The sequence below is a fragment of the Mesorhizobium norvegicum genome (assembly GCF_004919685.1).
Taxonomy (GTDB): Bacteria; Pseudomonadota; Alphaproteobacteria; order Rhizobiales; family Rhizobiaceae; genus Mesorhizobium; species Mesorhizobium norvegicum.
The window spans coordinates 64,314-83,715 of record NZ_SMYZ01000069.1 but is presented as its reverse complement, the minus strand read 5'-3'; the positions used below and the strand labels follow the sequence as shown (position 1 = coordinate 83,715).

The following is a 19,402-nucleotide window of genomic DNA, read 5'->3' as shown; positions in this document are numbered from 1 at the left end:
GTGAAGAGATCAAAAAACGGTTCGTGAGCATGGGCTGCGAATCGACAGACAAGGAGCCGGCCAATGCCACAGCGCCGCGATCTTACCATAGATGAAGCCGTCCGGGATCCGATGATCCGGCTGGTCATGAAAGCAGATGGCGTCGACCCGCGCGCCTTCGAAAGGATGCTGCGCTCGCTTGCCGATGCGCAGCGCCGCGAGGTGCCGTTGCTGCGTTCGCTGGACGAGCCCGGCGACGGGCGCGGCCAAGGGCTGTCCAGGGTTGCCAGCGCCTTCGGGCGGGCAAGAGCAGCCGGGGAGGCTTGCGTGTCGTGGTAAACTTTTTCATCCACCGTCCGATCTTCGCCTCGGCGATCGCCATCATCATGGTGCTCGCCGGGTCGATTTGTTATTTCCTGCTGCCCGTCTCGCAGTTTCCCGACATCACACCGCCGCAGGTCGTGGTCAGCGCCCACTATCCGGGCGCCAGCGCGCAAGTGGTGGCCGACACGGTGACGACGCCGCTGGAGCAGCAGATCAACGGCGTGCAAGGCATGACCTACATGTCGTCGACGAGCTCCAATGACGGCTCCTCGACCATCACCATCACCTTCGATGTCGGTTATTCGCTGAGCACCGCCGCCGTCGACGTCCAGAACCGCGTCTCGCAGGCCGCCTCGTCGCTGCCGGCGATCGTCAACCAGGGCGGCGTGACGATCAAGAAGCAGAACCCGAACTTCGTCCTCATCGTCAACCTGACCTCGCCAGACAGTTCGGTCGATCCGGTGGCGCTGAGCAACCTTGCCTATCTGCAGGTGGTCGATCCGCTGAAGCGTCTGCCTGGCGTCGGCGATGTGCAGATTTTCGGCGAGCGGCGCTATTCGATGCGCGTCTGGCTCGATCCCGACAAGCTCGCCAACCTCGGCATCACCGCGGTCGACGTGCAAAACGCCATCGCCGAACAGAACGTCCAGGTGGCGGCCGGCAAGATCGGCCAGTCGCCGGCGCCGGCCGGCACTGCCTTCGAGATGCAGGTCAATGCCATCGGCCGGTTGAGCGATCCCAAGGAATTCGGCGACATCGTCGTGCGCGCCAACACGGACACCGGCTCGCTGGTCAGGCTGCGCGACGTCGCCCGCATCGAGCTTGGCGCGCTGCAATATTCGTCGTCGGCCTTCTTCGGCAAGGACCCGACCGTGGTGCTCGCCGTCTACCAGATGCCCGGCTCCAACGCGCTCGATCTGCAGCAGCGCGTCAAGGACAAGATGCAGGAGCTTTCGGGCCGGTTCCCGAAGGGCGTCGCCTATGCGATGCACTACGACACCACCCGCTTCGTGTCGGCGTCGATGCATGACGTGCTGATCACGCTCGGCGAAGCGCTGGTGCTGGTCGTCGCCGTGGTGTTCATCTTCCTGCAGAGCTGGCGCACGACGATTATCCCGACCATCGCCATTCCGGTGTCGCTGGTGGCGACGCTGGTCGTCATGGAGATGCTCGGCTTCTCGCTCAACATGCTCTCCCTGCTCGGCATGGTGCTGGCGATCGGCCTGGTCGTCGACGACGCCATCGTCGTGGTCGAGAATGTCGAACGACAGCTGGAGGCCGGGCTCAAGCCGCTTGCGGCGACAAAGGCCGCGATGGCCGAGGTCACCGGTCCGATCATCGCGACCACCGCCGTGCTGATGGCGGTGTTCGTGCCGGTTGCCTTCATTCCCGGCGTCTCCGGCAAGCTCTACAACCAGTTCGCGCTGACGGTGGCGATTTCCGTCGGCATCTCCGCCTTCAATTCGCTGACGCTGAGCCCCGCGCTCAGCGCCGCCTTCCTGCGGCATCGCGGCGAGACACAGTTCGCCCCGTTCCGCTGGTTCAACACCGGCTTCGACAGGCTGTCGCATGCCTATGCCAATGGCGTGCGCATCCTCATCCGCTTGCGCTGGATCATGCTTGGCCTGTTCGCGGCAGGACTGGTCGCCACCTATTTCGTCTGGCAGCGCCTGCCCTCGACCTTCCTTCCGGTCGAGGATCAGGGCTATTTCTTCGTCGTCATCCAGTTGCCCGACGGCGCGTCGCTGGAGCGCACCGACGCGGTGGCGCAAAAGGCGCGCGACATCCTGCAGGCGACACCCGGCGTCGACATCGTCGGCTCGATCAGCGGCCTGAACTTCCTGACCAGTGCCGCGCAGTCGAATTCGGCGGTCGAATTCGCCATCCTGAAGCCCTGGGAGGAACGCGGTCCCGACCAGAGTGCCTCGAAGCTCGTCGCCGACGTGCGCGGCAAGCTGATGCAGATTCCGGAAGCCTTTGCGCTGAGCTTCGATCCGCCGTCGATCCCTGGTATCGGCACCACGGGCGGCTTCGAATTCGTCGTCGAGGATCTCACCGGTCGCGGCAGCTCAGCCCTCAACGATGCCACGCAAGCGGTGATCGCCGAGGCGCGCAAGCAGCCGGAGATCAATCCGCAGCAGCTGTTCTCGCCGTTCTCGACCTCGACGCCGCAGTTCAACTACGACCTCGACCGCAGCAAGGCGAAACTGCTCGGTCTCAACCTGCCGGACGTGTTCAACACGCTGCAGATCTATCTCGGCTCGCTCTACGTCAACGACTTCAACCTGTTCGGCCGCACCTTCCGGGTGACCATCCAGGCCGACAAGGATGCACGTGCGGGTGCCGCCGACATTTCGCGGCTCTATGTGCGCAATGCCTCCGGCGGCATGGTGCCGCTCAGCACGCTGGGCAAACTCGTGCCCTTCGTCGGCCCGGAAACCGTGCCGCACTACAACAACAACGCCTCGGCCTCGATCAATGGCGGTGCCGCACCCGGCTTCTCTTCGGGCCAAGCAGTCGCCGCGATGGAACGGGCGGCCGCCACCGCACTGCCCAGGGATTTCGGTTTCGAATGGACCGGCATCACCTTCCAGGAGCTCAAGGCAGGATCGATCGCGTCCGTCGTCTTTGGCCTCGCCATCGTCTTCGTCTTCCTGATCCTGGCGGCGCAATATGAGAGCTGGGCGATGCCGTTCATGGTGCTGCTGGCGGTGCCGCTCGCTCTGTTCGGCGCGTTCGTGGTGCTGTGGGCTCGCGGCATGCAGATCGACGTCTACTCGCAGATCGGCTTCGTCATGCTGATCGGCCTGGCGGCGAAGAACGCGATCCTGATCGTCGAGTTCGCCCGGCGACGGCGCGAGGAAGGCCTCAGCATCGTCGATGCGGCGATGGAAGCAGCACGGCTCAGGCTGCGGCCGATCCTGATGACGGCCTTCGCCTTCATCCTCGGCGTGCTGCCGCTGATGTTTGCGACCGGCGCCGGTGCCGCGAGCCGTCAATCGATCGGCACCACCGTGTTCGGCGGCATGGTCGCAGCGACGATCCTGTCGCTGGTGTTCGTGCCGGTCTTCTACGCGGTCATCGAACAGCTGCGCGAACGACGCGGCAATGACGAGCCCGCCTCTCAAGACAATGAACCAACGACTAAGCCCGCCTTCCCTCCCCTGGCGGAAGCGGCCGAATAAGATTGGAGACTAATCATGCGTAAATGGAAAATCGCGTTGGGGACGGCTGTCGCGCTGGGTGCGATCTCGGTGGCCAGCGTCCACCTGCTCGACATGGGCAATCTCAGCCTCAATGCCGGTACGGCTGGTGCCGCACCCGCCCCGGCGGCGTTCGTCATGCCGGTGCCGGTGGTCAGCGTCGTCAAGAAGACGATCCCGATCTATCTCGACTATGCCGCGCGGACGGAGCCTATCCGCAGCATCACCTTGCAGGCCAGGATTCCAGGCTATCTGCAGGAGCAGACCGCTGCCGACGGTGTCGATGTCCGGCAGGGCGATCTTCTTTACAAGATCTCACCTGACGACTTCCAGGCGGCTCTTGACCGGGCGAAGGCCCAGGTGCAGCGCGACACGGCGACGCTCGATTATGCCCGCTCAAACCTTGGTCGCGGCACCGAGCTTGCCAAGAGCGGCTACCTCGCCAAGGACGGCTTCGACCAGCGCACCAGCACCTTGCGCGAAGCGCAAGCGTCGCTGGCGCTCAACCAGGCGGCGGTCCGCACGGCAGAGCTCAATTTGAGCTATGCCGAAATCCGCGCGCCGTTTGGCGGGCGCCTCGGCCGCAACCAGGCCTCGGTCGGAACGCTGGTCAGCGTCGCCGGCACGGTGCTCAACACGCTGGTGCAACTCGATCCGATCTACGTCACCTTCAATCCGAGCGAGACGGATCTGGCCGAGATCGAACAGGCGCGTGCGAACGGCCCGATCGAGGTCGAGGTCCTGCTTCCTGGTGAGACCGAAGCCAGCCAGAAGGGCGAGCTTACCTTCATCGACAATTCGGTCGATCGTTCGACCGGCACGATCACGGCGCGCGCCACGATCGGCAACGGCAAGTTCACGCTGCTGCCCGGGCAATATGTTCGTGTCCGGCTGCATGTGAGGCAGCAGGCCGATGCGCTTATGGTGCCGCAGACGGCGCTGGGCTCGAGCCAGCTCGGCAAATATCTCTATGTCGTCGGCAAGGGCAACACGGTCGACCAGCGGCTGGTTTCGCTCGGACCGACGAGCGGCGATCAGGTCGCCATCCTGAGCGGCGTCGCCGAAGGCGACCAGGTGATCACGGGCAATCTGCAAAAAATCGGCCCCGGAGCGCCGGTATCGCCGATGCCGGAAAAGCCGGCCACCTGAACACCCCCGTCAGGACCGGCTTCAGCGCGGCGCCCCGACCTTCCCACAGGTCGCGGGCGCCGTTTTCGTGAGCAGTTCCACCAGGCGGGCGACATCGGCGCGGTCGGCCTTGGCCGGCGGCATGAACGCACAATAGGGATGCCCGAGGCGAACCGATACGGATGAGAGCGCTATGAGCCGGCCGGCCTCCAGATCGGCGCGCGCCATGACCCGCTGACCAAGGGCGATGCCCAGGCCCAGCCTCGCCGAGGCGATTGCCAGGCTGGACAGGCCGACCCGCCGCCCGTGCGACGGGTCGGGCGAGCGGCTGCCGCCGGATGCCGCGAACCAATCCGCCCAGGTCGGGTGCGAGGCATAGTTCGGGCCCCAATTGGTGTGGATGAACTGGCTCTCGTGCAGATCGGCCAGACCGGGATCGCCATTGCCGTGCCGGCGCCAGAATTCCGGCGCGCAGACCGGCAGGACGTCGTCATGGACGAGACGAACGAGTTTCAATCCCGGATAGTGATAGTCGCCATAGCTGATGCGCAGATCGATGTTCTGGCGCATCAGGTCGACCGGATCGTCCTCGACCCGGACGTCGATCGCCATCTGCGGGAAGGCATCAAGAAGCGTGGCCAGCCTTGGCGCGAGCCACAGTTCGGCCAGCGAGAATGGCACGCTGACGACCAGACGCGTCCGCACTCCTCCCTCCAGCATGCGCTGGCCTATGGCGGCGATGTCTCCCAAAGCCTTCGCCGTCTGCGGATAGATGGCGTGGCCGGCGTCTGTCAGCGCGATGCGGTTGCCGCTGCGCACGAACAATTGCTTGCCGAACCAGGTTTCGAGATTGCGGATCTGCTGGCTGACCGCCGCCGACGACACGCCGAGTTCAGCGGCGGCCAGAGTGAAGCTGCCGGCGCGGGCGGCGACCTCGAAGGCCTTGATCGCATTCAGCGGGGGCAACCGTTCCACACCAGGCTCCATAAGTTTTTCTTGCTCAATCCTAATTATTTTCGGCGTTGAGAGAAAGATTTTTTTGCCGTCTCATAGGCTCGAAACCTCGGAGCCCATGACGATGAAAGACATCCTCGATCTCGACCGCTATCCGCTCGACCGCGAAGGCAGCGCCGAATGGCAGCGCCTTGTCGAACAATCCATCGCCGCCATCGAAGCCGACGGTATGTTCAATCTCGAAGGGTTTTTGCGCCCCGGCGTGGCAGAACAAGCCGTGCGCGAAATCCAGCCGGTGATGGCCGCGCGATCGCATGTGCACAAGCGCATGCACAACATCTACTTCAAGCCTGATATCCCCGAGCTTGCGCCCGACCATCCGGCGCTGCGCAAGGTCGAGACCATCAGCCACACCGTCTGCGCCGACCAGATCCCGGGCAGCGTCGTGCTCGCCATCTACGAATACGAGCCGCTGCTGCGCTTCCTGGCGGCAACGATGGGCAAGACCAGGCTGCATGTCATGCAGGATCCGCTGGCCCGCACCAATGTCATGGCCTATCGCGCCGGCGAGGCGCTGAATTGGCATTTCGACCGTTCTGAATTCACGACGACGCTGCTGCTGCAAGCAGCGGAGCGTGGCGGCGACCTCGAATACCGCACCGATCTGCGATCTGACGACAATCCGAACTATGACGGCGTCGCCAGACTGCTCGAAGGGCGCGACCCCGATGCAAAGATCCTGCGCATGAAGCCGGGCACGCTGAATGTCTTCCGCGGCAAGAACACCGCGCATCGCGTCACCACCGTCGAAGGCGAGCGTGAGCGCATGATCGCGGTGTTTTCCTACTATGAGAAGCCCGGCGTGATGTTCAGCGCCGAGGAGCGCGTCGGCTTCTACGGCCGCGCGGCCTGAGAGACCGTTTGGAAATTCTACTCTGGCGGCCATCTAGCGGCGTTTTCTGCGCTTCCGGTGCTCACGGACCCAAATGTCCGCTGCGCTCCGGTTCTCGAAACCGCCACCATATGACTCGCCAGAGCGAATTTCGAAACGGTCTCTGCAGCGTCGGCAATCAATTCAGAAATAGCCTCTTGTTAGATTGTCGACAATCTGCTTGTCTTGCTTTCGGTTTCCTTGGGAGCGACCGAATGGGGAAAGTGGATTTCAGTCCGATCGCGGACACCACGCGCCGCGCCGAGATCGTCGCGCTGCTGCGGCGTGCGATCCTGACCGGCCAGCTCGAACCCGGTCAGAAGCTCAACGAGCTCCGTATCTCCGAACAAATGCGCGTCAGCCGTGCGCCGCTGCGCGAGGCGATGCGCGAGCTGGTGCAGGAAGGCATCCTGACCAGCATTCCCTATGCCGGCACCTTCGTCATCGAGGTCACAGCCAAGGACATCGACGATGCCTATTCGTTCAACAAGGTGATGGACGAGCTGGCCATCGAGCGGGCTTGGCCGCTGCGCGACCAGCGCTTCTACGACGAGCTCGACCGGCGCCACGAAGCAGTGAAGCTGGCGACCCGTGAGTTGGACACGACACGCCAAATCGAAACAGCGCTGCAACTGCATGGCCTGATCTACGAATGGGCCGACAACTCGGTGCTGCTGGAAACCTGGCAACGGCTGACCAGCCGGCTGCAGATGTATTTTGCACTCCACCAGCATGCCCGCAATGAGCCGGTGCCGGCCGAAGACGTTCACGAAACCTATGTGCGGTTGCTGAAGGGCAAGGATATGCGTGCAGCCCAGCGCCATGCCAGGGAGCACATCGATCTCGATTTCGAGGAGTTGCTTTCCTACGCGCGCGGCCTCGAACAACGCCCATCGAGGGGCGCCTGACCCGTTCCCACCATCACAGACAGCGGACAAGACACGTGCAGATCGAGACCATCAAAGCCTACCATGTCGTGCAGCCCTTCGTGGACGGGCCCTATCGCATGTCGAAGGGGCGCGAGGCCGACGCCTTCGACGCGGTGATCGTGTCCATGACATCAGACAGCGGCATCACCGGTTGGGGAGAGATGGCGCCGCTCGGCAATTTCTACTCGGCCGCCTTCGCCGCCGGCGTTCGCGCCGGCGTGGTGGAGATCGCGCCGCATCTGATCGGTCACGATCCACGCGGGCTTGCCAGCGTCGGGCGGCTGATGGACACGGTGTTCAAGGGCCACCCCTACATCAAGTCGGCACTCGACATGGCCTGCTGGGATCTCGCGGCGCGCGCCGCCGACGTGCCGCTGGTCACGCTGCTCGGCGGTCGGGAGAGCGAGACGGCTGAACTCTACAAGGTTGTCACCCATGGCAGCGTCGAGGCCATGGCCGCGCTGGCCAAGCGCATCGTCAAGGACGGCTTCCACCGGCTGCAGGTCAAGGTCGGCGGCAATGTCCATGACGACATCGAACGCGTCACCGCGGTCGCCGCTTCGGTGCCGAAAGGCACGGTCATCTTCTGTGACGCCAATGCCGGCTGGACACCCTACCAGGCGCGCCAGTTCGCCGACGCCACGCGCAGCATCGACTACACGTTCGAACAGCCCTGCACGACGATCGAGGAAAACATGTCGGTGCGCCGCATGCTCGACAAGCCGATGGTGCTCGACGAATCCGTCACCTCGCTCGAGGAGATGCTGGAAATTCATCGCCTGGGCGCGGCCGACGGGCTGACGCTGAAGATCTCGCGGCTGGGCGGCGTGACGAAGACCCGGCAGATCCGCGATGTTGCCGTCGATTTGGGCTTCATGATCACGGTCGAGGACACCGGCGGCGCCGAGATCGACACCGCGGCCATGGCACACCTGTCGCTGTCGACGCCAGAGGAGCGCCGACTGCACGCCATCGCCTTCCATGAATGGGTGACGGTGCGCACGGCGTCGAACATGCCTCCGGTCACCGGCAGCCGCATGGGCATTCCAGATGGCCCCGGCCTAGGCATCGACGTCGTTCCCGATCTGCTGGGCAAGCCTTTCTTCGAGGTCGGCCGCTGAGATGAAAATCCGCAGCATCAAAGCCACGCCGATCAATCTGCGCCTCGAGGCGCCCTACGCCTGGGTGTTCGGCGAGCTCGACGGATTTTCGCCGACCATTGTCGAGGTCGAGACCGAGGATGGCTTGATCGGCCTTGGCGAGGCGCCGACACCGGCGGCGGCCGCGATCATCAATGATGTCCTGGCGCCACGCCTGGTCGGCCGCGATGCCTTCGACATCGCCGGCGCCGAGAACGTTTGCCTGCCCTACTGGACCGGTGTGCAGTCGATCAACGACCGCACCCGCATCATGGCTTTCGGCGCCATCGAGATGGCGTTGTGGGATCTGCGCGGCAAGGCCTGGAACCAGCCGCTCTACCAGCTGCTTGGCGGCGCCGTGCGCAAGGACATCCCGTTCACCGACTATTTCTCGCTGCGCGGCGACGGGCCTGATGTGAAGGGCGAGACGACGCCGGAGGAAGTCGCCGACTATTGCGTCGAACTGAACGAGACGCACGGAACGACCTTCTTCGAGGGCAAGTTCTCGACCGAGGACCCGAAAGTCTCGCTCAGGATGGTCGAGCTGATCCGCCGCAAACTCGGCGACGATGCGATGATCCGCATCGATTCCAACCAGGCCTATTCGCTCAGCACCGCGCGTCGGCTGGCGCGGCCGTTGGAAGAGCTCGGGGTGCGCAACTGGGAGGACCCGGTAGCGACCATCGAGGAGATGCGCGAATTGCGCCGCCATTGCTCGATCCCGTTCTCGACGCACAACATCGACATTGCGCGCGCCATGGAGATGAAAGTGCCCGACGCCTTCGTCGGCAACCCGACGACGCATGGCGGCATCGGCCGCCTGCTGCGCTTCGTCGGCGCCTGCGAGCACGCCGGCATCGATTTCTGGTGCTACAGCGGCGACAGCGGCATCGGAAGTGCTGCCTATCTGCATCTGTGCGCGGCACTCGGCTGGATCAGGGAGCCGAACCAGTCGCTGTTTCGCATGCTGCCGATGGATGTCACCGAGGAAGGGCCGTTTTCGCCCAGAAGCAACGTCGTGCGCGTCCCGGAAGGTCCCGGTCTCGGCGTCACCCTGTCGCGGGAACACCTCGCTGCCTGTCACAGAGACTTTACCGAGAAAGGACCGTGCAACAAGTATCATGACCCGGCAAAGCCCGGAACCTATCGCCGTTTGCCGCTGAACTAGATGACGGCAAGCGACCAAGACAAGTGGCCAAGAGACGAGAAGCCAGCCGCCGCGATTTCGGTCGGGAAGGTCGGACAAGACGATGGAGCAGTGCAGCCAAGAATCCGGCACATCGACGCCACGACTGGATGGACCGGACAAAACCGCATGCTAAAGTTCCAGTCGACAGACCTCTCTGGCGGCCGGAAAATGGAGCAATCCACGAAATTTCGCCAACCATAAGAAATAGGGGAAAGGGTAAAAACCCATGAGCAAGAATTACAGCATTCTCGACCTGATCCGGCGCAATCGCTCGCCGCTTGAAAATCACCTGATCGACGGCCTCGTCGACGGCAGGGTCAGCCGCCGCGACTTCGTCCGCCACGGCAGCCTGCTCGGCCTGTCGCTGCCGCTGCTGGGCCGTATCGGCATGGCAGCCGGCCTCGGCGGCATGCCGTCGCTGGCGCGCGCCCAGGGCGCGCCCGGCGCCACCATCCGCGTTGCCAGCAGCGTGCCGGCGGCGACAATCGACCCTGTCACCATCGCGGACGCCGGCGGCCTGCTGGTCATGCAGCAGGTTGCCGAATTCCTTTGCGTCGACGGCCCAGACCTCGTGCTGCAGCCGGCGCTGGCCGAAAGCTGGAAGCCGAACGACAACGGCACGGTGTGGACCTTCAAGCTGCGCAAGGGCGTGAAGTTCCACAGCGGCGGCGAGATGAAGGCCGACGACGTCGTGGCCAGCATCGACCGCCTTGCCGACCCGGCAAACTCGTCCAACGCACTGTCGGTGTTCAACGGCATCCTGCAGAAGGGCGCCTCAAAGAAGGTCGATGACTACACGGTGGAATTCCACCTCGACGCCCCGAACGGCAACTTCCCCTACATGCTGTCTTCCGACAACTACAACGCCGTCATCATCCCGGCGAGCTACAAGGGCGACTACGAGAAAAGCTTCGACGGCACCGGGCCGTTCAAGATCGAGAAATACACGGCGAAGGTCGGCGCCTCCTTCGTCCGCAACGAAGACTACTGGGGACCGAAGGCGTTGCCCGAGCGGACGGAGTTCACCTTCTTCGCCGACACGCAGCCGCAGATCCTGGCACTGCAGGGCGGCCAGGTCGACATCATCAACCAGTTGCCCGTGCTGGCCGGCGTCGCACTGCTCAACGATCCGGGCATCGACATCATCAGCCTGAAGTCGGTCGCGCACCAGCAACTGCATCTGCGCTGCGATTCCGATCCGTTCAAGGACCCGCGCGTACGTCGCGCCATCGCCCTCAGCCTCGACCGCGACAAGCTGGTTGCCGGCCTGATGAAAGGCCGTGCTTCGCCCGGCAATGACAGCCCGTTCGCCCCGGCCTATCCCTCGACCGATGCGAGTGTGCCGCAACGCAAGCAGGATATCGCCCAGGCAAAGCAGCTGATGGAAGCCGCGGGCGCCGGCAAGGGCTTCAAGGTGACGCTGACCACCGAGCGCTACCTCGAAATCCCCGAATACGCCCAGCTCATCCAGAACTGGGTCAAGGAGATCGGCATCGAACTGGAGCTCAACATCCTCGACCAGGGCGCCTATTACGGCGATGCGGTGTTTGGCAAATCGAACTGGCTGGATTCGGTGATGGGCATCACCGATTACGGTCACCGCGGCGTGCCGAACGTCTTCCTGGCCGCGCCCTTGAAGAGCGACGGTACCTGGAACGCCGCGCACTTCAAGAACAAGGACTACGACACGCTCGCCACCAGCTACATCGCCGCACTCGACCTCGAGGCGCAGAAGGCAACGGCAGGCAAGATCCAGAACCTGCTGCTCGAAGAAACGCCGGTCATCTTCGGCTATTTCTACGACTATCTGACGGCGACGGCGAAAGGCGTGGCCGGCGTGCAGCCGACCGCGATGTCGCAGCTGTTCCTCGACAAGGCATCGAAGGCCTGAACGGAAAGGGAAAGCCAATCCTGTAACAGCCAGCTCCCTCACGGGGGCTGGCTCCACAAGGAGTCTTAGCCATTCTCTCCTTCCTTGTCCGGCGTGTCTCGCTGTCGCTGGTGACGCTGTTCCTGCTCAGCATCATGGTGTTTCTGGGCGGCCAGGTGCTGCCAGGCAATGTCGGGCGCGCGATACTGGGCCCGTTCGCCGACCAGCGCGCGGTCGATGCGCTCAATCACACGCTTGGCGTCGATCGCCCGCTGCTGACCCAGTACTGGGGTTGGATCTCCAACTTCGTCCAGGGCGACATGGGCACGTCCTACATCTTCCGCTCGCCGGTCGCGCCCTTCGTCATCGATGCGCTCGGCAATTCGATGAAGCTGGCGGCGGTCGCCTTCGTGCTGGTGGTGCCGATCGGCATCCTCGGCGGCGTCGTTGCCGCACTCAACCTCAACCGCCCGCTCGATCGCATCATCAGCCTCGGCGGCCTGTCGGTGACGGTTCTGCCCGAGTTCGTCACCGGCATCATTCTGATCCTGATCTTTGGTGTGTGGCTGCGCTGGCTACCGATATCGGCCGCATGGCCGCGCAACGCCGGCTTCTTCACGCAGCTCTATTATCTGATCCTGCCTTCGCTGCCGCTGTTCCTGGTGCTGTTCGGCTACATCGCCCGCATGGCGCGCTCCGGCATGATCGAGGCGCTCGATTCCGACTACACGCGGACCGCGGTGCTGAAGGGCCTGCCATGGCGCACGGTGATCTGGCGGCATGTGCTGCGCAACGCATTGTTGCCAACCATCACCGTCATCGCGACGCAGACGGGCTATCTCATCGGCGGCCTCGTCGTCATCGAAACGCTGTTTCGCTACCAGGGCATCGGCTCGCTGATCTTCACCGCCGCGCGCGGCAAGGATTTCCCGATGCTGGAATCCGGCATTCTCACCATCGGCATCGTCTATGCCGTGGCCACCCTTGTGGCGGACTTCCTCTATTCCGTGCTCAATCCGCGCATCCGGCTGGGGTCAGATCAATGAGCGCCGTCCAGACCACTTCCCCCACCCCCGACGACACGCGCCGGCGCGGCCCGCTGGCCGAGGTCTTTTTCTCGCTGCTGCGCTCCCGAACATTCCTTGTTGGTTTCGCGATCGTGCTGTTCTGGGTTGCCTGCGCACTGTTCGGCGAACATTTCGCACCCTATGACCCGCTTGCCGACGACATAATCAATGCGCTGGCGCCGCCCTCTTCAGAACACTGGTTCGGCACCGACCAGATCGGCCGCGACGTCTTCTCGCGCGTCATCGTCGGTTCGCGCGACATCCTGACCGTTGCACCACTGGCGACCTTGCTGGCGACGGTGGCCGGCACCGCGCTCGGCCTGCTCACCGGCTATTTTCGCGGCCTCGTCGACGATGTCGTCAGCCGCATCCTCGAAGCCTTCATGGCGATCCCGGTGGTCATCGTCGCGCTGTTGGCCATCGTTGCGCTCGGCACATCCAAGACGACGGTCATCGTCGTCATTGGCCTCAGCTTCGCGCCGATCATCGCGCGCACCGTGCGCTCCGCGGTGCTGGCCGAGCGCGAACTCGACTATGTCGCCGCCGCACAGCTCAGGCATGAAAGCGCGCTGCATACGATGTTCGTCGAGATCCTGCCCAACGTCATCCCGCCGATCCTGGTCGAAACCACCGTGCGGCTCGGCTATGCCATTTTCGCCGTCGCCACGCTCTCCTTCATGGGCTTCGGCATCCAGCCACCGTCGCCCGACTGGGGGCTCTCGATCTCCAACAATTACGGCATGATCGGCGGCGGCTTCTGGTGGACGGTGCTGTTCGACGCGCTGGCCATCGCTTCGCTGGTGATCGGCGTCAATCTGGCGGCCGACGGCGTTCACGGAGCGCTCAATGACTAAGTCCGCCAAGGCCAAGAACGCCCTTGAACTCACCGATCTGTCGGTTGCTTACCGCGTCGCCGGCCGCAACCGCGCGGTGCTGCGCAACCTCAGCCTCACCATCGGCCAGGGCGAGGCCTATGGGCTGGTCGGCGAATCCGGCTGCGGCAAATCCACCGTGGCGCTCACCGTCGTGCGCTATTTGCCGCGCAACGGCTCGATCACTGGCGGCGCGATCTCGCTCGACGGCCAGGATGTGATGAAACTGGATGCCGAGGCGCTCAGGCGGGCGCGGGCCGAAAGCGTCTCGATGGTCTACCAGGACCCGGGCAAGGCGCTGAACCCGTCGATCCGCGTCGGCCGCCAGCTGACCGAGATTTTTGAACTCGGCGGCATCTCCGGACAAGCGGCCACCGACCGCGCCATCGCCATGCTGAACCGCGTGCGCATCTCCGACCCGACAAGCGTCATGCAGCGCTACCCGCACCAGCTTTCCGGCGGCATGCAGCAGCGCGTGGCGATTGCCATGGCGCTGGCCAACGATCCCTCGATGCTGATCCTCGACGAGCCGACCACCGGCCTCGATGCGACGGTGGAGGCCGAGGTGCTCGACCTGATCGCACAGCTGCGGCAGGAACTGTCGGCTTCGATCCTGTTCATCAGCCACAACCTCGCCGTCGTCTCCAACATGTGCGACCGGGTCGGCGTGCTCTATGCCGGCATGCTGGTCGAGGAAGGACCGACGGATGTCATCTTCAACGATCCGCGCCATCCCTACACCGTTGCGCTGCTGCGCTGCCTGCCGCGCGGTGGCCAACGCAAGGATCAGGGTCGCCTCGACACCATTCCGGGTTTTCTGCCCGGCATTGGAGCCGATATCAAAGGCTGCGCCTTCGCCGATCGCTGCGCGCTCGCCGACGACCGCTGCCGCAGCGAATTGCCGCCGCTCTATGATCTGGGCGGCCGGCTGTCGCGCTGCTTCCATCACGACAAGGCGCAGGCGCTGCCGCGCGCGACACCGAGCGATGTGGCGCCCGCACCAAAGGCGGCGGCAGCACCGGTGCTGCGCGTCGCCGGGCTGAACAAGACCTATGCCAGCCATGGCCATGCGCTGCGCGCCGTCAAGGACGTGTCGCTCGATCTGCGGCCCGGCGAGACGCTCGGGCTGGTCGGCGAGTCCGGCAGCGGCAAGACGACCTTCGCCAGGCTGCTGCTCGGCCTGGTGCCGCCCGACGAAGGCGGTACCATCGAGCTGGAAGGCAAGGCACTGGCGCCGCGGCTGGAGAACCGCAGCGACGACCAGATCAAGGCGATGCAGATCGTCTTCCAGAATCCGGATTCCGCGCTCAACCGCTCGCATTCGATCCGCCACCTGATCGGCCGCGCGTTGAAGCGGCTGGCGGGCCTTTCCGGCAAGGCGCTGGATGCGCGTCTCAACGACCTCGTCCGCTCGGTGCGGCTCACCGACCGCCATCTCGCCGTCAAGCCACGCCAGCTCTCCGGCGGCCTGAAGCAGCGCGTCGCCATCGCGCGCGCCTTCGCCGGCGACCCGCGCATCGTGGTGTGCGACGAGCCGACCTCGGCGCTCGACGTGTCGGTGCAGGCTGCGATCCTCAATCTGCTCGCCGACCTGCAGTCGAAGGAAGACGTCAGCTACATCTTCATCTCGCATGATCTGGCCGTGGTGCGTTACCTCTCCGACAAGATCGCCGTGCTCTATCTCGGCCGCATCATGGAGCTCGGACCGTCGGAAGACGTCTTTTCCGGGCCGCACCACCCCTACACCGAAGCGCTGCTGTCGGCCGTGCCAAAACTCGACCAGACCGAGACGGCGCGCATTCGTCTCGACGGCGAAATCCCCAGCGCCACCAACCCGCCGTCTGGCTGCGTGTTCCACACACGCTGCCCGCGCAAGATAGGCCCTATCTGTGAGCAGCAGGAGCCGCCGCTCAGCGAGGCACAGCCCGGCCATTCGATCCGCTGCCATATTCCTTACGCCGAACTGGCCAGGCTGCAGAAAGCGGCCGTGACCGAGCCGGCATAGCGAGCGTCACCGCCGCGAGTGTGGCTTGGCCGGTCAGACCTGGCCCGCCATGCTCAGGGAACGGTCGCCTTCTGAAAAGCCCTGCCCCTCCGCCCAGTCTCTCGCCAACGTGCGCAACCCAGTCAAAGCGACATCCAAGACGTCCGACGAGACAGGGTTGCTGGGATAGGCAAGGTAGATCGGCCGCTGGAACACCGGCGCGTTGTCGATGCGCCGCATCTCACCACGCTCGATATGACCGCTGACGGCGCTGAGCGGCAGATAGGCGGCGGCCTGCTGCGACAGCACGTGCTGCAGGCCGATGAAGACCAGTCCGGCCGAGATGGCAGGCTTGACCATGCCGGCAAAGGCGCGGTCGTGCTCGATACGGAATTCCAGCCCCCAGTCCATCAGAATGTAGTTTTCGGTCCACGGCTTGGTCTGCGCGGCATGCTGGACAAGCACGACCTGATCGACGGCCAGCGTTTCGTAGACGATGCCGGGATGCGGTCGCGGCAGATAGAGGATGCAGATGTCGAGCAGGCCTTCCGCCAGCTGATCGATCGCAGAGTCCGGAAAGCTGCCTTCGAGCCGCAGCGCCACGTTCGGCCGCCTGGCGCGCATCCACTCGACCCATGGCGAGGTGATGCGGTCCCACAGATAGGCCGGCGCGGTCAGCCGCAACAAGGTCTCATAGCCATCGGGAACGGCGATGTCCTGCCGCGATTGCTCCCAGGTGCGGGTGATGGAAGAGGCATGCGGCAGGAACTGCCGGCCGGCCGGCGTCAGCGTGACGCCATCGCGGTCGCGCACGAAAAGCCGGCGGCCTAACTGCTCCTCCAGCCCCCTGATCCGCGCGCTGACAGTGGACTGGGCGAGGTTGAGCCGGCTGGCCGCGACCGTGAAGCTGCCATGCGTGGCGACTTCGAGAAAGCTGCGCAGATTTTCAGTGTCCATGCCCACCTCTTGCATCGAAAATTTCGATGACCCCTATCAAAAAATATCGCTTTCCGGCGGCAGTCAACAATGAACTAGATGGCCGAACCCCAAGACAAGCGAGGAATCCAGCCATGCCCAAGCATTTCAGGATGATCGACAACGCTCGCAGAACGCTCACCGCAATCGAAAATTCCGCTGTCGACGAATTGCTGGCCGGCAGGATGGGCCGCCGCGACTTCCTGCGCCATGGCAGCGTGCTTGGCCTCTCCCTGCCCTTTCTGGGCAGCCTTGTCGCAGCAAGCGGCCTCGGCACGCAGCAGGCACGCGCCGAGGGCAAGCCGGGCGGCACGGTGCGGGCCGGCGTGGCGACGCCGGGCGGCGCCATCGATCCCGTCACCTATTACGACAGCGGCAGCTACCAGCTGGTTTTCCAGACCGCCGAGTTTCTCTGCGTCACGCAGCCGGACCTCACCTTGAAGCCGGTGCTGGCGGAGAGCTGGGCGCCGAACGAGGATGGTAGCGTGTGGACCTTCAAGCTGCGCAAGGGCGTGAAATTCCACAATGGCGAGGACTTCAAGGCCGACGACGTCGTCGCGACCTTCGACCGGTTGGCCGACCCCAACGGCGCTTCCAACGCGCTATCGGTGTTCAAAGGTCTGCTGTCGAAGGGCGGCACCCAGAAGGTCGACGACCACACCGTCGCCTTCCACCTCGATGCGCCGAATGGCAGCTTTCCCTATTCGGTGTCGATCGACAATTACAACGCCGTCATCCTGCCGGCGAGCTACAAGGGCGATTACGAAAAGACTTTTGAAGGCACCGGGCCATTCCGGCTGGAGACCTACACGCCCAAGGTCGGCGCGACCTTTGTCCGCAACCCCGACTATTGGGGTGAGAAGGCGCTGCCCGACCGTCTCGAGTTCAAGTTCTACGGCGACGTGCAGCCGCGCATCCTGGCGCTGCAGGCCGGCGAGGTCGACATTCTCGATGCTGTTCCGCTCGATGTCAGCCAGGTGGTGCTGAACAGCCCTGACATCACCGTGTTGCGCGTCGCTTCGACCGCACACCGCCAGCTTCACATGCGCTGCGACACCGGCCCCTTCACCGACAAGCGCGTACGCCAGGCGCTGGCGCTGTGCATCGATCGTTCGAAGCTGGTCGACGGCCTGTGCAGAGGCATGGCGGCGACCGGCAATGACAGCCCGTTCGCGCCGGCCTTCCCGGCGACCGACAAGACGGTGCCGCAGCGCGTCCAGGACATAGCCAAGGCAAAGCAATTGCTTGAGGCGGCGGGCCTCGCCAGCGGCTTCGATATCACGCTGACGACGCTGCGCTATTCGGACATTCCCGGCTATGCGCAATTGTTCCAGAATTTCGCCAAGGAAATCGGTGCCCGCATCTCGCTCAACATCGAGGACCAGGACAAATATTACGGCAAGGCGGTGTTCGGCCAGTCGGACTGGCTGGATAGCCCGCTCGGCATCACCGACTACGCGCATCGCAGCGTGCCCAACGTGTTCCTGAAGAGCCCGCTGGTCAGCGACGGCCCGTGGAACGCGGCGCATTTCAAGAGCCCGGCCTATGACGGCATGGTCACCAGCTATCTCAAGGCGCTCGATGTCGGCGCGCAGCGCAGTGCCGCCTCCGACATCCAGAAGCTGCTGCTCGACGAGACGCCTGTCATCTTCAGCTATTTCCCCGATCTGCCGGTGCCGGTGCGCAAGAATGTCAGCGGACTGCCGCCGATCGCCGCCGGGCTGCTGCTCGATCGCGTGTCCTTGGGATAGAGCAGGATTGGGGGATAGAGGCAGGATTGGACAATTCCGCCTTTCGGGCGGTGAGACTATCTGGGGTTGCGAAGAGCGATGGGGGCCATCGTTCGAGCCGCTCGATGCAAGAGAAGCTCGCCGCCCGAAGCCCCCTTCGATCTAACGGCCTGATCCAGGCTTATCTCGCTTTGCGTCAACGCTCTATGACAAAAGAAAAGAAACGGGAGACTACCATTCGCAAGCCCCATCTGCGCGGCCGTGGGCCGCATTTTCCCTTGCTCGACACCATCGTGCAGTACGAATTCGAGCCGGGCTATATAGCCTTCACCATGCCCACGCAGAAGCGCCTGCGTGTGCAGGTGGGGTCAATGACCGTGGCCGACACGACCAACGCATTGGTGTTCTACGAATCCGATCACCTGCCGGTCTACTATTTCCCGATCGGCGACGTTCGCGAAGAGTTCCTGCTGCCGAGCAAGACGACGACAGAGGACCCATTCAAGGGCATTGCCACCCACTATTCGCTCAACACCGGTATCACGCTGGTCGAGGACGCGGCCTGGCGCTATCTCGATCCGGTCAAGGGCTGTCCGCCGATATCGGACTACATGTCGTTCACCTGGAGCAAGATGGGACACTGGTTCGAGGAGGACGAAGAAATCTTCGTCCACGCCCGCGATCCGTTCCGCCGGGTCGACTGCCTGCCGTCCTCGCGGCGCGTGCAGGTCATCCTCGACGGCGAACAGGTGGCCGATTCACGCCGCGGCGTGTTCCTGTTCGAGACCGGCCATCCGGTGCGCCACTATCTGCCGATCGCCGACACGCGGCTCGATATGTTCGCGCCCAGCCGCTACATCTCGCGTTGCCCTTACAAGGGCATCTCCAACTATTATCACGTGACGACGAAGGCGAAGCGTCACGAGAACCTCGTTTGGTATTATCCGGAACCGGTACACGAGGCGGAGCGCATCAAGGGGCTGGTCTGTTTCCACCACGAACTGGTCGACAAGATCCTGGTCGATGGCGTCGAAATCCCGAAGGAAGCCACGGCCGCGTCGAGCGGTTATTTCTGAGCATCGACGCCGCTTGGGTCGCTTGCGCGCGGGCGCTTGATCGAAGCACGGC

15 protein-coding genes are annotated in these 19,402 nt (G+C 64.0%); 13 read left to right on the top strand and 2 right to left on the bottom strand.

Annotated elements, in window-relative coordinates:
• Positions 1-63: 63 nt before the first annotated feature.
• The 3 genes from FCU66_RS27640 to FCU66_RS27630 are packed head-to-tail and all read left to right on the top strand — an operon-like array spanning position 64 to position 4,655.
• Positions 64-318, top strand: coding sequence for a hypothetical protein (locus FCU66_RS27640; RefSeq protein WP_136621535.1), 255 nt, complete (start codon positions 64-66; stop codon positions 316-318).
• The gene (locus FCU66_RS27635; RefSeq protein WP_136621536.1) at positions 312-3,488 is read left to right on the top strand and encodes an efflux RND transporter permease subunit; all 3,177 of its coding nucleotides are present in this window, start codon (positions 312-314) and stop codon (positions 3,486-3,488) included. The genes FCU66_RS27640 and FCU66_RS27635 overlap by 7 nt, the downstream gene beginning before the upstream one ends.
• 15 nt (positions 3,489-3,503) lie before the next feature.
• Entirely contained in the window at positions 3,504-4,655 is a 1,152-nt protein-coding gene (locus FCU66_RS27630) for an efflux RND transporter periplasmic adaptor subunit (RefSeq protein ID WP_136621537.1), read from the top strand.
• Positions 4,656-4,676: 21 nt separating this feature from the next.
• On the opposite strand, the gene FCU66_RS27625 is transcribed toward FCU66_RS27630, so the two are convergent.
• Positions 4,677-5,609: a LysR substrate-binding domain-containing protein gene (locus FCU66_RS27625; protein WP_136621538.1), complete on the bottom strand. Its 933-nt coding sequence runs from the start codon at positions 5,607-5,609 to the stop codon at positions 4,677-4,679.
• Positions 5,610-5,712: 103 nt separating this feature from the next.
• Here FCU66_RS27625 and FCU66_RS27620 point away from each other — a divergent pair, with 103 nt between their 5' ends.
• The 8 genes from FCU66_RS27620 to FCU66_RS27585 all read left to right on the top strand — a co-directional run bounded on the left by FCU66_RS27620 (position 5,713) and on the right by FCU66_RS27585 (position 15,590).
• Positions 5,713-6,501: a HalD/BesD family halogenase gene (locus FCU66_RS27620; RefSeq protein ID WP_136621539.1), complete on the top strand. Its 789-nt coding sequence runs from the start codon at positions 5,713-5,715 to the stop codon at positions 6,499-6,501.
• Between the two features lie 233 nt (positions 6,502-6,734).
• Positions 6,735-7,427, top strand: coding sequence for a GntR family transcriptional regulator (locus FCU66_RS27615; RefSeq protein WP_136621540.1), 693 nt, complete (start codon positions 6,735-6,737; stop codon positions 7,425-7,427).
• 35 nt (positions 7,428-7,462) lie between these two features.
• The gene (locus tag FCU66_RS27610; RefSeq protein ID WP_136621541.1) at positions 7,463-8,569 is read left to right on the top strand and encodes a mandelate racemase/muconate lactonizing enzyme family protein; all 1,107 of its coding nucleotides are present in this window, start codon (positions 7,463-7,465) and stop codon (positions 8,567-8,569) included.
• Between the two features lies 1 nt (position 8,570).
• Complete coding sequence (locus tag FCU66_RS27605; RefSeq protein WP_136621542.1) at positions 8,571-9,755, top strand: mandelate racemase/muconate lactonizing enzyme family protein; 1,185 nt, start codon at positions 8,571-8,573, stop codon at positions 9,753-9,755.
• A 247-nt stretch (positions 9,756-10,002) separates the two neighbouring features.
• Positions 10,003-11,667: an ABC transporter substrate-binding protein gene (locus FCU66_RS27600; RefSeq protein ID WP_136621543.1), complete on the top strand. Its 1,665-nt coding sequence runs from the start codon at positions 10,003-10,005 to the stop codon at positions 11,665-11,667.
• Between the two features lie 71 nt (positions 11,668-11,738).
• On the top strand, positions 11,739-12,692 hold the full coding sequence (locus tag FCU66_RS27595; protein ID WP_136621544.1) for an ABC transporter permease: 954 nt from the start codon (positions 11,739-11,741) through the stop codon (positions 12,690-12,692).
• Positions 12,689-13,567: an ABC transporter permease gene (locus FCU66_RS27590; protein ID WP_136621545.1), complete on the top strand. Its 879-nt coding sequence runs from the start codon at positions 12,689-12,691 to the stop codon at positions 13,565-13,567. The genes FCU66_RS27595 and FCU66_RS27590 overlap by 4 nt, the downstream gene beginning before the upstream one ends.
• The gene (locus tag FCU66_RS27585) at positions 13,560-15,590 is read left to right on the top strand and encodes a dipeptide ABC transporter ATP-binding protein (RefSeq protein WP_136621546.1); all 2,031 of its coding nucleotides are present in this window, start codon (positions 13,560-13,562) and stop codon (positions 15,588-15,590) included. The genes FCU66_RS27590 and FCU66_RS27585 overlap by 8 nt, the downstream gene beginning before the upstream one ends.
• Positions 15,591-15,623: 33 nt before the next feature.
• Here FCU66_RS27585 and FCU66_RS27580 read toward each other — a convergent pair whose 3' ends face one another.
• The gene (locus tag FCU66_RS27580) at positions 15,624-16,526 is read right to left on the bottom strand and encodes a LysR family transcriptional regulator (RefSeq protein WP_136621547.1); all 903 of its coding nucleotides are present in this window, start codon (positions 16,524-16,526) and stop codon (positions 15,624-15,626) included.
• A gap of 113 nt (positions 16,527-16,639) precedes the next feature.
• On the opposite strand from FCU66_RS27580, the gene FCU66_RS27575 reads away from it, so the two are divergent.
• Both FCU66_RS27575 and FCU66_RS27570 read left to right on the top strand, forming a co-directional pair.
• Positions 16,640-18,295 carry an ABC transporter substrate-binding protein gene (locus FCU66_RS27575; RefSeq protein WP_136621548.1) on the top strand — a complete coding sequence of 552 codons (1,656 nt, stop codon included), beginning with the start codon at positions 16,640-16,642 and terminating at the stop codon, positions 18,293-18,295.
• Between the two features lie 257 nt (positions 18,296-18,552).
• Positions 18,553-19,350, top strand: coding sequence for a DUF427 domain-containing protein (locus tag FCU66_RS27570; RefSeq protein WP_246094039.1), 798 nt, complete (start codon positions 18,553-18,555; stop codon positions 19,348-19,350).
• The last annotated feature ends 52 nt before the right edge of the window (positions 19,351-19,402 follow it).